The organism is Streptomyces montanisoli (assembly GCF_017813245.1).
GTDB classification, from domain to species: domain Bacteria; phylum Actinomycetota; class Actinomycetes; order Streptomycetales; family Streptomycetaceae; genus Streptomyces; species Streptomyces montanisoli.
Map to the genome: position 1 here is coordinate 13,811 of NZ_JAGIQL010000025.1, position 13,521 is coordinate 27,331.

10 protein-coding genes are annotated in these 13,521 nt (G+C 72.2%); 4 read left to right on the forward strand and 6 right to left on the reverse strand.

The features are described 5' to 3' along the window. Window positions 1-113: 113 nt before the first annotated feature. The 4 genes from JFN87_RS08945 to JFN87_RS08960 form a co-directional block, all read right to left on the reverse strand. Window positions 114-1,937, reverse strand: a complete 1,824-nt coding sequence (locus JFN87_RS08945; protein ID WP_209339394.1) for a glycoside hydrolase family 35 protein — start codon at window positions 1,935-1,937, stop codon at window positions 114-116. Further along, the gene (locus JFN87_RS08950; protein ID WP_209339395.1) at window positions 1,934-2,809 is read right to left on the reverse strand and encodes a carbohydrate ABC transporter permease; all 876 of its coding nucleotides are present in this window, start codon (window positions 2,807-2,809) and stop codon (window positions 1,934-1,936) included. The genes JFN87_RS08945 and JFN87_RS08950 overlap by 4 nt, the downstream gene beginning before the upstream one ends. After that, window positions 2,806-3,780 carry a carbohydrate ABC transporter permease gene (locus JFN87_RS08955; protein ID WP_372449206.1) on the reverse strand — a complete coding sequence of 325 codons (975 nt, stop codon included), beginning with the start codon at window positions 3,778-3,780 and terminating at the stop codon, window positions 2,806-2,808. The genes JFN87_RS08950 and JFN87_RS08955 overlap by 4 nt, the downstream gene beginning before the upstream one ends. 84 nt (window positions 3,781-3,864) lie before the next feature. Continuing rightward, window positions 3,865-5,160 carry an ABC transporter substrate-binding protein gene (locus JFN87_RS08960; RefSeq protein WP_209339396.1) on the reverse strand — a complete coding sequence of 432 codons (1,296 nt, stop codon included), beginning with the start codon at window positions 5,158-5,160 and terminating at the stop codon, window positions 3,865-3,867. A 253-nt stretch (window positions 5,161-5,413) separates the two neighbouring features. On the opposite strand from JFN87_RS08960, the gene JFN87_RS08965 reads away from it, so the two are divergent. From JFN87_RS08965 to JFN87_RS08975, 3 genes are all read left to right on the forward strand, one after another. After that, window positions 5,414-6,460 carry a LacI family DNA-binding transcriptional regulator gene (locus tag JFN87_RS08965; protein WP_209339397.1) on the forward strand — a complete coding sequence of 349 codons (1,047 nt, stop codon included), beginning with the start codon at window positions 5,414-5,416 and terminating at the stop codon, window positions 6,458-6,460. Window positions 6,461-6,539: 79 nt separating this feature from the next. Beyond that, the gene (locus JFN87_RS08970) at window positions 6,540-7,640 is read left to right on the forward strand and encodes a winged helix DNA-binding domain-containing protein (RefSeq protein WP_209339398.1); all 1,101 of its coding nucleotides are present in this window, start codon (window positions 6,540-6,542) and stop codon (window positions 7,638-7,640) included. 83 nt (window positions 7,641-7,723) lie between these two features. Continuing rightward, window positions 7,724-10,204, forward strand: a complete 2,481-nt coding sequence (locus tag JFN87_RS08975; RefSeq protein ID WP_209339399.1) for an excinuclease ABC subunit UvrA — start codon at window positions 7,724-7,726, stop codon at window positions 10,202-10,204. A gap of 57 nt (window positions 10,205-10,261) precedes the next feature. Here the strand turns inward: JFN87_RS08975 and JFN87_RS08980 are convergent, their stop codons facing one another. Further along, window positions 10,262-11,197, reverse strand: coding sequence for an aldo/keto reductase (locus tag JFN87_RS08980; RefSeq protein ID WP_209339400.1), 936 nt, complete (start codon window positions 11,195-11,197; stop codon window positions 10,262-10,264). 86 nt (window positions 11,198-11,283) lie between these two features. Here JFN87_RS08980 and JFN87_RS08985 point away from each other — a divergent pair, with 86 nt between their 5' ends. Continuing rightward, window positions 11,284-11,886 (forward strand): TetR/AcrR family transcriptional regulator, encoded by a 603-nt coding sequence (locus tag JFN87_RS08985; RefSeq protein ID WP_209339401.1) that lies wholly within the window; start codon window positions 11,284-11,286, stop codon window positions 11,884-11,886. Between the two features lie 24 nt (window positions 11,887-11,910). Here the strand turns inward: JFN87_RS08985 and JFN87_RS08990 are convergent, their stop codons facing one another. Next, window positions 11,911-13,332, reverse strand: coding sequence for a helix-turn-helix domain-containing protein (locus JFN87_RS08990; RefSeq protein WP_209339402.1), 1,422 nt, complete (start codon window positions 13,330-13,332; stop codon window positions 11,911-11,913). Window positions 13,333-13,521: the final 189 nt, after the last annotated feature.

Consider the following 13,521-nt stretch of genomic DNA (forward strand, 5'->3'; position numbering starts at 1 on the left):
TACTCCTTCTCCTTCGCCGGGGGGCCGTGCCGGCCCCTCGCTGTGCGGTGCCGCGCCCGGCGTCGGCCGGGCACGGGCGGTCTCCCGGGCAGGGTTCTCGTGCGTCCCCGCCGTCATCCGAACGTCTCGACGTACTCCTCGGCCGGGCCGAGCTCCGGGCCGTCGAGGAGCGCGAGGTGGTCGCCACTGCGTTCGAGCTCCAGCACGGTGAGCGTGTTGTGCCCGGCCCGCAGGAGCGGCCCGGGCAGGTAGAGCGCGGTCTGCGGCCCGACGTCCCAGTAGCGCCCGAGCAGGCCGCCGTTCACCCAGACGAAACCCTTGGTGAAGCCGGGCAGGGCAAGGAAGGTGTCGGCGACCTCCGTGACGTGCAGATCGGCGGTCGCGAACCCGGCCGCGCCGCCGGGTGGCGCGGAGGACACGGCGCGTGCCGTGTCGGCAGGCGTCCACTCGTCCAGAGGCAGCCCGTACATGGTCCAGCCGTGCACCAGCCGGCGCTCCACCCGCACGCCCCCGAGTATGCCCTTGCCCTGGCCGAGCAGCGGTCCGTAGTTGATCCGCCCCTGGTTCTCCACCAGCAACTCGAGCCGCACGCGCGTCCCGCTGCCCTTCAAAGTGAACACCGAGGTCTCGCGGTCGAGGACGGCGACGGGGCGGCCGTCCGCGAAGGCCTGCGCGCGGTCGTGCAGGCCCGCCACCGTGATCTCGTGCTCGCCCGGCGGCAGCAGCGGCCGCGCCGCATACAGCACCAGGCCCGCGGACTGGCCGAGTTCCTCGAAGCTGAGGGGCCCCGGCGCGTGCACCGGCTCCGACATGGCCCGCAGCGCATCGAGCAGCGCCGCGCCGCGCGTCACCGGCAGGGTCCGCGGTCCCAGCACCCGCGGATCGGCGGGCGGCGGTGGCGCGGGGACACCGCTCAGGGCGGTCAGCCTCTCGCGCAGGGCGAAGAACTTCGCCGTGAGCGCGCCGTGTTCGGCGATGGGCGCGTCGGAGTCGTAGCTGGTGACGGTGGGCTGGATGTCCGCGCCGTCATGGTTGGCGCCGGCCCACAGGCCGAAGTTCGTGCCGCCGTGCGCCATGTACAGGCTCACCGACCCGTCGGCCGACACGACGCCCTCCACGGCACGCGCCGCGCTTCCGGCCGACCTGACATGGTGCTTCTCGCCCCAGTGGTCGAACCAGCCGCTCCACAACTCGGCGCAGAGGAAGGGCTCTCCGGGGCGCCGCGAGCGCAGCAGCGCCGCCGCGTCCCCGGGCCGCGAGCCGAACGTCACGGCCGCCAGCTCGTCCGGGAGGGTGCCGCCGTCGAGCATCAGGGGCGTCGGGCCGTCGGCGGTGTAGAGCATTTCCGTGATGCCCCGGCCGGCCAGGGCGTCGCGCACCCAGCGGACGTACGCCTCGTCGTCGCCGTAGCTGCCGTACTCGTTCTCGATCTGTACCGCCACGACCGGTCCGCCCCGCACCGCCTGCAACGCTGCCAGGCGCGGGATGAGCTCGTCGAACCAGCGTCCCACCGCGTCGAGGAAGGGCGGGTACGAGGTGCGCGGCCGCATGCCGGGCCGTCCCGTCAGCCACACCGGCAGCCCGCCGTTGTCCCATTCGGCGCAGATGTACGGGCCGGGCCGCACGATGACGTCGAGCCCCTCCTCCTGCGACAGCCGGACGAACCGCGTCACGTCGCGGCTGCCGTCGAAGCGCGTCCTGCCGGGCGACGGCTCGTGGAAGTTCCACGGGACGTACGTGTCCACGGTGTTGAGCCCGAGCGCCGCCACCCGCCGCAGGCGGTCCGCCCACTGATCGGGGTGGACACGGAAGTAGTGCAGGGAGCCGGCGAGGATGCGGTGGGGCCGGCCGTCACGCAGGAACACACCGCCCGCGCGGGTGAGCGTGGCCGCCGGGTGCTCGGTGGGTGCGGCGGGTGCGGGGAGTGGGGCGGTCACTTGACGGCTCCGGCGGTCAGGCCCGCGCGCCAGAAGCGCTGCAGGGCGAGGAAGGCGATCACGAGGGGGACGACGGACACCAGCGACCCGATGACGACGAGCGGCGGGGGCACCGCGACGTGGCTGGCGTTCCAGCCGACGAGTCCCACGGTCACCGGCTGCAGCCGGTCGTCGCCGAGGACCATCGCGGGCAGCAGGTAGTTGTTCCACACCTCCACGAACTGGAAGAGGAAGATCGTGACCAGGGCGGGCAGCATCATCCGGACGCCGATGGCGCGGAAGATGCGGAACTCACCCGCGCCATCGATCCTGCCGGCCTCCAGCACCTCGTCGGGGATCGTCTGAGCGGCGAAGACACGAGAGAGATACACCCCGAACGGGCTCACCACGCTGGGCAGAAGGACCGCCAGCGGGTTGTTGATCAGGTGCACACCGGAGAACATCAGGTACAGCGGCAGGGTGAACAGCACCTTGGGCACCAGCACCGCGGCGAGCACCACGCCGAAGACGGCGCCGCGGCCGGGGAAGTCGAACTTGGCGAGCGCGTACCCTGCCAGCGCGGAGAAGGCGGTGCCGAGCAGGGCGCCGACGCCGCAGTACAGCACGCTGTTGGCCATCCAGCGCCAGAAGATGCCGCCGTCCTGGCTGGTCAGCCGTGCGATGTTGCCGAACAGGCCGAAACCGCCGAACCACAGCCCGCTTCCGCTGAACTGCTCCCCGAACGGCTTGGTCGCCGACACCAGCAGCCACCACAGCGGGAAGAGGAAGTAGACGGCCGACAGGCCGAGCAGCGCCGTGGTCACGGTGCGGCTGACCGGGCCCGTCCCACGCGGCGACCGCGCCGGCGACGTTCTCCATGCCGGAGCACTCATGCCTTCCCACCTCGTCCCGTCAGCTTGAGGAACACGAACGACACCACGCCGACCAGCACCGCGAGTACGACCGACTGGGCCGCGGCGTAAGGGTAGTTGCCCGCCGCGACCGCGCTCTGCGCCGACATGAGCGGTGTGAACGAGGAGGAGATGGCGCCGCCGGACACCGGCCGCAGCACGGTCGGCTCGTTGAACAGCTGCGCGGAGCCGATGATCGAGAAGACCGCGGTGAGGACGAGGGCGCCCCGGATCGCCGGGACCTTGATGCTCCACGCGACGCGCAACGCGGAAGCGCCGTCCATCCGGGCCGCCTCCAGCACCTCCGCCGGGATCGCCTGTAGCGCGGAGTAGATAATGATCATGTTGTAGCCGACCCAGCTCCAGGTCACGATGTTGGCCACCGACCACAGCACCAGGTGGCCGTCGAAGAAGGGCACGGACACACCGAGCGGCGCGAGCAGCCTGTTGATCGGACTCGACTGCGACGAGTACATGAAGGACCACACGAGCGCGGCGCTCACACCCGGGATCGCGTACGGCAGGAAGCCGGCCAGCCGGAAGAAGCCCTTGCCGCGGGCCGACTTGGCGTCGATCAGCAGGGCAAGCGCCAGGGCGAGGCACAGCATGAGGGGGACCTGCACCACTCCGAACAGGGCCACACGGCCGAGCGCCCCGGTGAACGCGCCGTCGTGCAGGGCGCGCGCGTAGTTGCCGAGCGGGTCGAACACCTTGGACGGCGCGGTCAGCCCGAGGCCCGAGCGGTGGACCGTGAACAGGCTGCTGACGGCCGCATAGACGATCGGCGCGACGTACATGGCCGCGAACAGTGCGAGGAACGGTGCACAGAACCACAGCGGCCTCAGCCGGCGGGCGCGCGGGCGCGGGGCACCGGGACGGGTGGTGGCCGGCGGGCGGATGCCCGGTGGACGCTTGCCGGTGCGCGCGTCCGCCGGAGCGGCGACATTGATCACGGAGCGGGTCCCTCACTGTGACTCGTACGGTCGGTGGTGCGTTGCCGGCGGGAGGCCAGCGGCCGGTGGCCGGATGCCGGCGCCTCACGGCGCCACGCGCAGCCCCTGCTTCTTCATCTCGGCGAGCGTCTTGTCCTGGGCGGTGCGCAGGGCGGCGTTGATGGTGCCCTTGCCGGACCATGCCTTGCCGAGACCGTCGTCGAGGTCGGCGACGGTCTTCGTCATCAGCGGCCCCCACGTCCAGTCGGCGTTCACGTGCGGCGCGGCGGCGGCGAACACCTTGTAGATGTTCTGGCCGCCGAAGTACGGGTCGGGGCCCAGCTGCTTCAGGTCGAGCAGCGAGGTGGCGGCGGGGTAGAGGGACGCCTTCTCCACGAGGCCGCCGAACGCCGTGCGGTCCGTGCTCAGCCAGTGGGCGAAGGTCCAGGCGGCCTTGGGGTCGGCGCAGCCCTTGAGCACCGCGGTGGCGGACCCGCCCGCGTTGCCGACCTGCGTGCCGCCCTTCTTCCACTGCGGCAGCGGCGCGACGGCCCATTGTCCCGCGCCGCTCTTCGCGCCGCCCTTGATGACCCCGGCCTGCCACACCGCGCCGACGACCGTCGCGATGTCACCGTCGCCGAGGCCCGTGTACCACGCCTGGTCGTACATGGGCGCGCTGCTGATCAGCCCGTCGTCCGCGAGCCCCTGCCAGTAGTCCGCCACCTTCCTGTTGGCGGCGGAGTCCATGGTCACCCGCCAGGCGTCGCCCTTGGTGGTGAACCACCCGGCGCCCGCCTGCCACGCGAGTCCCGCGTAGTCGTAGTCCATGTACGGCGACGAGATGTACCTGTGCGGGTCCGACGCGTGGATGCGCCGCGCGTCACTGCGGTACTCGGCCCAGGTGGTGGGCGCCTTGAGGTGCAGCGAGTCGAAGACCTTCTTGTTGTAGAACAGCGCCATCGGGCCCGTGTCGACCGGCGCGCCGTAGACGTTGCCGCCCAGGGTCACCGACCGCCACGCCGCCTTCTGGTAGTCGCCCTCGTCCGCGGAGGCGTACTTCGCCACGTTCTCCAGCGCGCCCTGCGCCGCGAAGCTGGGCAGCGTCTCGTAGCCGAGCTGGGCCAGACACGGCGCGTTGCCGGCCTGCACGGCGTTGAGCATCTTCTGGTAGCCGCCCTTGGCACCCGGCTGCACCGCCTGGTACGTGACATGGATGTCCGGGTGGCTCTTGTCGAAGGCCTTGACCGCGTCCGCGTACCCGGGGGCCCAGCCCCAGAATGTGATCGATGCCTTTCCTGACGGCGACGCCGTGCCGGCCGGCGAACCGGAGCAGCCGGCGGCGGCGACACTCAGGGCGAGAGCGCCCGCTACTCCGGCAAAACGGGCAATGAACCGCTTCACGGCTCCTCCTGGATGCTCCGGCACGGCGAAGAAGGCGCCTTCGCGGACCGTACGTTCGGGCAATGCGCTGATCTCCCGGCCTCGGGCCGGGGCGCTGACGGCTGAACTATGGCAGAGAATGTTATCGATGCCAATAGTGCGCGTCGATGGAGCGCTCAGTGCCTGAACGACGCTGTGGGAGCCACATGAGGGCGATATCATCGGGGCCTTGCACGTATCCCAATGACCGACGTATCCGACGAGTAAGGGACCCATGGCGAAGCGCAGTGACGGCGGCGAGCGGCCACCCGGAATGGCGGACGTCGCCAGGGTCGCCGGGGTGTCGGCGCAGACCGTGTCCCGAGTCCTCTCTGACCACCCCAACGTCCAGGACAAGACCCGCGCGAAGGTCCTCGCGGCGGTCGACCAGCTCGGCTACCGAAGGAACAACGCCGCCCGCATGCTGTCCTCCGGCCGCAGCCGCACCATCGGCGTGGTGACCCTCCAGACCGACTTCTACTCGCGCGCGGCCGTCACCTCGGGCATCGAGAACGCGGCCCGGGCCGCCGGGTACGCCGTCAGCACGGCGACGACCGCCTCCCTTGACACGTTCGCCATCGGCAGCGCGCTGTCCCGTCTCGCCGACCAGGGCGTGGACGGCGTCATCCTGTCGGTGCCGCTCATCCACAGCAGCGAGCGGATCGAGCAGCTCACCCGCTCCACACCCACCGTCGCCATCGACGGGTCGCGCACCGACGCCACCGAGGTCGTCGCCATCGACCAGACACTCGCCGCCCGCCTCGCGACGCGGCACCTGCTGGACCTCGGGCACGACACCGTCTGGCACATCGCGGGCCCGGGCCAGTGGCTGGAGGCCGCCAGCCGCCGCGACGGCTGGCGCGCGAGCCTGGAGGCCGCTGGACGCGCCGTCCCGCCCCCGCTGGAAGGCGACTGGTCCCCGGCCTCCGGCTACCGGAGCGGCCTCGTACTCGCGCGCATCCCGGACGCCACCGCGGTCTTCGTGGCCAGCGACGAGATGGCCTTCGGGGTGATCAGGGCACTGCGCGAAACGGGCAGGCGGGTGCCCGAGGACATCTCCGTCGTCGGCACCGACGACATCGAACTCGCGGAGTACTGCTCGCCGCCGCTGACCACCGTGGCCCAGCCCTTCGCCCAGATGGGAGCGCTCGCCGTCGCGCACCTGCTGCGCCACCTGGCGGATCCGGGCGCCCTGCCGGAACCGGCCTCGGTGGAGCCGCGGTTGGTGGTACGCGCGAGCACCGCGCCGCCCTCCCGGTCGTCCTCCGTCCCGCGCCAGTAGCGGACACGAACTGACCGCTAAGCCTGAGAGAGTGTGCGCCCACCGCAGCGCGGCCCCGCCCAACCAAGGCAGGTACACGATGACCGTTCTCAGCACGCGAGCCCTCGGCCGCGCCACGCTCGCCCGCCAGTTGCTGCTGGACCGCGCCGACCTACCCGTCCTCGACGCCGTCGCGCACCTCGGCGGCCTGCAGGCGCAGGAGCCGCAGGAACCCTTCACCGGACTCTGGTCGCGGCTGCGCGCGTTCGACCCGTCCGCGCTCTCGGACCTGCTGACCGGCAGGCGCGTGGTGCGTACCCACCTCATGCGGCGCACCGTCCACCTCGTCACCGCCGACGACGCCCTGGCCTGGCGGGCACGCCACGACACGATGCTGCGCCAGCGGGTGCTCGGGGTCTACCGCCGCGAGCTCGACGGGGTGGACCTCGACGAACTCGCCGCCGCCGGCCGGGCGGTCATGGCCGACGGCCAGGCCCGCTCGATGACGTCACTCGCACGCGAACTCGCCGGCCGCTGGCCGTCGCCGGGGCCGCGCGCACTGGGCGAGATGCTGGTCGCCGCGCTCATCCCGATGGCCCAGCAGCCGCCCCGCGGCCTGTGGCGCACGAAGGGGGCTGTGCGCAACGTCCCGCTCTCCTCATGGCTGGGACGCGAGGTCGATCCGCCCGCTCCCAGCGGCACCGACCCGGTCGGCAGGCAGCTGGTGCGGCGATACCTGGCGGCGTTCGGACCCGCCGCGTCGGCCGACCTGCGCGCGTGGTGCGGCCTGGCGGGACTGCCGGCCGCGGTCGCCGCGAGCCGCGAGGAACTGGTCGCCTTCCGCGACGAGCGCGGCCGTGAGCTGCTCGACCTGCCCGGCGCACCGCGGCCCGACCCCGAAACGCCTGCCCCGGTGCGGTTCCTGCCGGCGTTCGACAACGCGCTCCTCGGCTACCAGGGCCGCGGGCGGATCGTCGACGACGCACACCGCGGCCTGTCGGTCGCCGGCGCCCGCGTCGTCCTGGTCGACGGCAGAGTCGCCGCCACCTGGAGCGTCGAGTCGGGCACCGTCGCCGTCACACCGCTCGGCCGCCTGTCGCCGGCCGACCGCGACGCCGTGGCCGAGGAGGGCCAGGCGCTCGCGTCCTTCCTCTCCGACCACGAGAGCGACCGCGTGCAGATCACCGCCGCTACCCGCTGAACGGGCCCCGCGCAGAACACACGCGTAACACCCCGGCACAGCAGGAGCGCCGGTTACGCTCGGATCCGGCAGAGGGAGACACGATGGGCAGATCCACGGAGACGGCCACCGGCACGGAGACGGACACGGCCACCGGCACGGCGACGCGGCCGACCGCGCCGCCCGACGCCGACAGCCACGAGCTGATCCGCGTGCACGGCGCGCGGGAGAACAACCTCAAGGACGTCAGCATCGAGCTGCCGAAGCGCCGCCTCACCGTGGTCACCGGCGTCTCGGGCTCCGGCAAAAGCTCCCTGGTGTTCGGCACGATCGCCGCCGAGTCGCAGCGGCTGATCAACGAGACCTACAGCGCCTTCGTGCAGGGCTTCATGCCGGCACTGGCGCGCCCCGAGGTCGACGTGCTCGAAGGGCTGACGACCGCGATCATCGTCGACCAGCGGCCGATGGGCGGGGACACGCGCTCCACGGTCGGCACGGCCACCGACGTGGGCGCCATGCTGCGGATCCTCTTCAGCCGGCTCGGCAGGCCGCACGTCGGCTCGCCCAACGCGTTCTCCTTCAACGTCGCCTCCATCAGCGGGGCCGGCGCGGTCACCATGGAGCGCGGCGGGCGGACGGTCAAGGAGCGCCGCAGCTTCAGCGTCACCGGGGGGATGTGCCCGCGCTGCGAGGGCCGTGGCTCGGTCTCGGACATCGACCTCACCCAGCTCTTCGACGCCTCCAAGTCGCTGGCCGACGGCGCGCTCACCGTCCCCGGCTACAAGGCGGGCGGCTGGAACTACCGCCTCTACAGCGCGTCAGGCCTCCTCGACCCGGACAAGCCGATCCGCGACTACACGGACAAGGAGATGCGCGACTTCCTTCACCACGAACCGGTGAGGATGAAGATCGAGGGCATCAACATGACCTACGAGGGCCTGCTCCCGCGAGTGCGTAAGTCGATCCTCGCCAAGGACCGCGAGTCGATGCAGCCGCACATCAGGGAGTTCGTGGACCGGGCCGTCACCTTCACCGCGTGCCCCGAGTGCGGCGGCACCCGGCTCAGCGAGGCGGCCAGGTCGTCGAAGATCGAGGGCATCAGCATCGCCGACGCCTGCGCGATGCAGATCAGCGACCTCGCCGCCTGGGTGCGCGCCCTCGGTGAACCCTCGTCGACCTCGCGCGACGGAGAATACGCCGGCGTGGCGCCACTGCTGACCGCGCTGCGCGGGGCCCTCGACTCGTTCGTGGAGATCGGGCTCGGCTACCTCTCGCTCGACCGGGCCTCGGCCACGCTTTCCGGCGGCGAGGCGCAGCGCGTCAAGATGGTCCGCCACCTCGGCTCCTCGCTCACCGACGTCACGTACGTCTTCGACGAACCCACCATCGGCCTGCACCCGCACGACATCGGCCGGATGAACGGCCTGCTCCTGCGGCTGCGCGACAAGGGCAACACGGTCCTCGTCGTGGAGCACAAGCCGGAGGTCATCGCGATCGCCGACCATGTCGTCGACCTCGGCCCCGGCGCGGGTAGCGACGGCGGCACCGTCTGCTACGAGGGCACCGTCGACGGGCTGCGCGGCAGCGGTACGCTCACGGGCCGCCATCTCGACGACCGCGCCGCCCTCAAGAAGACGGTGCGCACGCCCACAGGCGCGCTCGAGATCCGCGGCGCGAGCGCGAACAACCTGCAAGGCATCGACGTCGACATCCCGCTCGGCGTGCTCACGGTCGTCACCGGGGTCGCCGGCTCCGGCAAGAGCTCCCTTGTGCACGAGTCCCTCGTCCGCCGGCAACCGGCCCACGGCATGACCGTGGTGCCGGTCGACCAGAGCGCCATCCGCGGCTCCAGGCGCAGCAACCCCGCCACGTACACCGGTCTGCTCGACCCGATCCGCAAGGCGTTCGCGAAGGCCAACGGCGTGAAGCCGGCGCTGTTCAGCGCCAACTCCGAGGGAGCATGCCCGAACTGCGACGGCGCCGGCGTCGTCTACACGGACCTGGCGATGATGGCCGGGGTCGCCACCGTCTGCGAGGAGTGCGAGGGGAAGCGCTTCCAGGCGTCCGTGCTCGAACACCGCCTCGGCGGCCGCGACATCAGCGAGGTGTTCGCGATGTCGGTGGCCGAGGCGGGGGAGTTCCTCGGCTCCGGGGAGGCGCGCACCCCCGCCGCCCAGAGGATCCTGCGGCAGATGACCGACGTGGGCCTCGGATACCTGACACTCGGACAGCCGCTCAGCACGCTGTCGGGCGGCGAGCGCCAGCGGCTCAAGCTCGCCACCCACCTGGGGGACAAGAGCGGCGACCGGCTCGTCCACGTACTCGACGAGCCGACCACCGGCCTGCACCTCGCCGACGTCGAGCAGTTGCTCGGGCTGCTCGACCGCCTCGTCGACTCGGGCAGGACCGTCATCGTCGTCGAGCACCACCAGGCGGTCATGGCCCACGCCGACTGGATCGTCGACCTCGGCCCCGGCGCGGGCCACGACGGCGGCCGCGTCGTCTTCGAGGGCACGCCCGCCGATCTCGTCGCCGCGCGCTCCACCCTCACCGGCGAGCACCTGGCGGCCTACGTCGGCGCCTGACCCGGGATCGGCGCCTGACCCGGGATCGACGCAGGCGCCGGGACGGCGAACGCCGTGTCAGCCGAGCGGCACGTCCTGGGAGCGCGACGGCACGGCGTCGAGCGCGGCGAGTGTCGCGTCGTCGAACGCGACCGCTCCGGCGGCGACGTTCGCCTCCAGGTGGCCGGCGTCCGCCGTGCCCGGGATCAGGAGCACGTTCGGGGAGTGGTGCAGCAGCCAGGCCAGGCCCACCTGCGAGGGGCTGAGGCCGAGCGACTGCGCCGCGGCGAGTACCGCCGGCTCGTCCGTCACCTTCGGGAACCCGGGGAACGCGCTGCCGAGCGGGAAGTACGGCACCCAGGCGACGCCCTGCTCCGCGCACAGGGCGAGGATCTCCTCGTCCTCGCGGGCCACGAGGCTGTAGCTGTTCTGCACGCACGCGATGCCCGCGGGCAGCGCACGGCGCAGCACCTCGGCCGACACACTGCTCAGGCCGATGGCGCCGATCTTGCCCTCGTCGCGCATCGCGGTCATCACCGCGAGCTGGTCGTCGAGGGCGACCACCTGGTCGCCCTCGGGCCGCAGCCCGGGCCCGGTGTCCATGCGCCGCAGGTTCACCACCGGGACGCAGTCGACGCCGAGGCTCTTCAGGTTGTCCTCGACGCTCGCCCGCAGCTCCTCGGGCCGCTGGGCGGAACGCATCGGGCGGGGTCCGCCCGGGTCCGGCGTGGCACCGACCTTGCTCACGACGACGACGCCGTCCTCGGGGCGCAGCGCCTCGCGCAGGACCTCGTTGGACAGGCTGTCGCCGTAGAACTGGGCCGTGTCGATGTGGTCGACGCCGAGTTCGACCGCGCGGCGCACCAGCGCGACGGCCGCCGCCCGGCCTTCCCGCACGCGTTCGAGCTGCATCGCGCCGTAGCCGACGCGCGAAACGGTCCGGTCGGCGAGCGGGCCGGGGCCGCCGGGGCGTGCGACGCCCGCGGCCGTGGTCGAGTGGGTGCCGGTGGTCATCACGGAACTCCTGACACATGAGATGATGAGGGAAGCGGAGGAACCTCCGTTAAATCGACTGTAGCACTACCGGAGGTGCCTCCGTTTTGATTCCATCGGAATCGACGCCCCCCGGCGTCTCCGCGGGACGCCCGCTCCGCAAGGACGCGCGGCGCAACCGGGAGAACCTCCTGTCCGCGGCGCGTGCCGCCTTCACCGCGGCGGACGACACCGTCCCGCTCGAGAACATCGCCCGCGACGCGGGGGTCGGCATCGGCACGCTCTACCGCCACTTCCCCACCCGTGAGGCACTCGTCGAGGCCGTCTACGCAGCCGAGCTCGACGACGTCACCACGAGCGCCGCCGCCCTGCTCGACGAGCACCCGCCCGAGGCCGCCCTGCGCGCGTGGACCGACCGCTACGCGCAGTTCGTCGCGAACAAACGCGGCATGGTCGACACGCTCCGGGCCGGCTGGGCCTCAGGACGGATCGCGACGCCGACCACGCGGGAGCGCGTCACCGCCGCGATCGGGACGATCCTCGCGGCCGGAGCGCGCGAGGGGACACTGCGCGCGGACGTCGACGCCGAGGACGTCACCACGATGCTCCTCGGGGTGTTCCTCTCGACAGGGACGGGCGACGACGCCGACCGCACGAAGCGGCTCCTCGATCTCGTCGTCGACGCGGTACGCCCGCGCCCCGGCCGATGACACCGCGTTTCGGCGCTCTGACGCTCAGCGTTCCGGGGCGGAGGCCGGGGCCGTGGTCGGCTCCGGGCCCGTGGTCATGGGGTGCAGCGGCGGGGGAGCGGGCGCGGGACCGAGGGTGACCGTACCGGGGCGCGACAGGCGGGCCAGGCCTCTGCGGTAGACGGCGATGGCTTCCCCGGTACGGCCCTGGGCGTGCAGGAGGTCGCCGAGGAGCCGGGAGGTGTCGGCGAGGTCGCCGGTGACCTGGGCCTCCTCCTGCAGGGGGATGGCTCGCATGTAGTGCGCTTCCGCCGCGCCGTTCTCGCCACGCTCCTGGTGGATGAGGCCGAGCAGCCGGTGGGCCGCGGCGGCGTGCACGGCGCCGTGCCCGGGCCCGAACCCTTCGAGCAGGGTGTTGAGGAGCTGTTCGGCGTCGCTGTCGTGGCCACGCCGGCGGCGGACGTCGGCGAGTTCGACCTCGACCTGTGCGGCGTAGAAGCTGCCGCCGGTGGTGCGCAGCATCTCGCGCGCGGTGCGCAGTTCGTCCTCGGCCTCGGCGAGCCTGCCGTGCTGGGTGTGCAGGTAGCCCCTCATCCAGTGGCACTGGGCGAGTTCGGAGTGGATCTCACGACGCTGGTACAACTCCTGCGCCTTGACCAGGTACGTTTCGGCGTCGTCGTAGCGGCCGCCGGCGATCAGGGTGCGGGCGACGGACCGGTGCAGACCCGCGACGGCGACCGGGTCACCGACCCGCGGTGCGAGATCGAGGGCCAGCACGGCTGCCCTGGAGGCCCGTTCGTGAGCACCCAGGTCCATGTACGGGGTGATGACGGTGGCGTACAGCAGCAGCAGCGCCTCGGGGTCGGGCAGCCCCTGGGCGTTCAGCTCGTCGATGGTCTTCTCCAGCAGGTAGCAGGCGAAGCGCACGTCGCCCTCCAGCTGGTGGGCCGTGGCCAGGCCGCGCACGGCCGGCACCTGCCGGGGCAGTGGCTCGTCGGCCACGAGGGCCTGTGCCTGCTCGAACTGCGCGCGCCCCTCGGCCAAAGCGCCGCGCCGCAGCAGGCAGTGGCCCAGCGCCACCCGCAGCTGTGACTCCAGGTCGGCCACGCCGTGGTGCCCGGCGCGCTCGATCAGGCCGGTCAGCAGCGGTTCGGCCTCGCCGCTGCCCCGGCCGGCCATCAGGTGGCTCGCCGATGCCAGCCCTTCGCGCAGCTCCGCGCGCAGCCCGGCGGGCACGCCGGTGGCCAGCTGGTCGTAGGTGGTGCCGAGTTTGCCCGCGAAGTAGCGCAGGGCGGTCTCCGAGGCGCGGGCCTTGCCGGCCTCCACGGTGGAGACGTACGCCGCGGTGTACTTCGGCTCGGCGAGCTGACGCTGCGTCAGCCCCCGCCCGGTTCGCAGCGTCTGGACGCGCTCCCCGATCCGGCGGGCCTCGCGGTGCGCACCCTCACCCGTACCACCGCCGGCCATGGCCGCCTTCCTTCCCCCGCCTCGCGCCCGATCGACGCCGCGCCCAGTCCTACCACAGGCCCCGCGGCCGAGACGACGTCAAGTCACCCGCCCCCAGGCCTTGCGGAGCTCGTACGCGAGGCCTAGTTTAACTCGCCATGTAAATCTAATTACCACTCAACTTATGTTCGTCCTCACGCAAAGTACGGA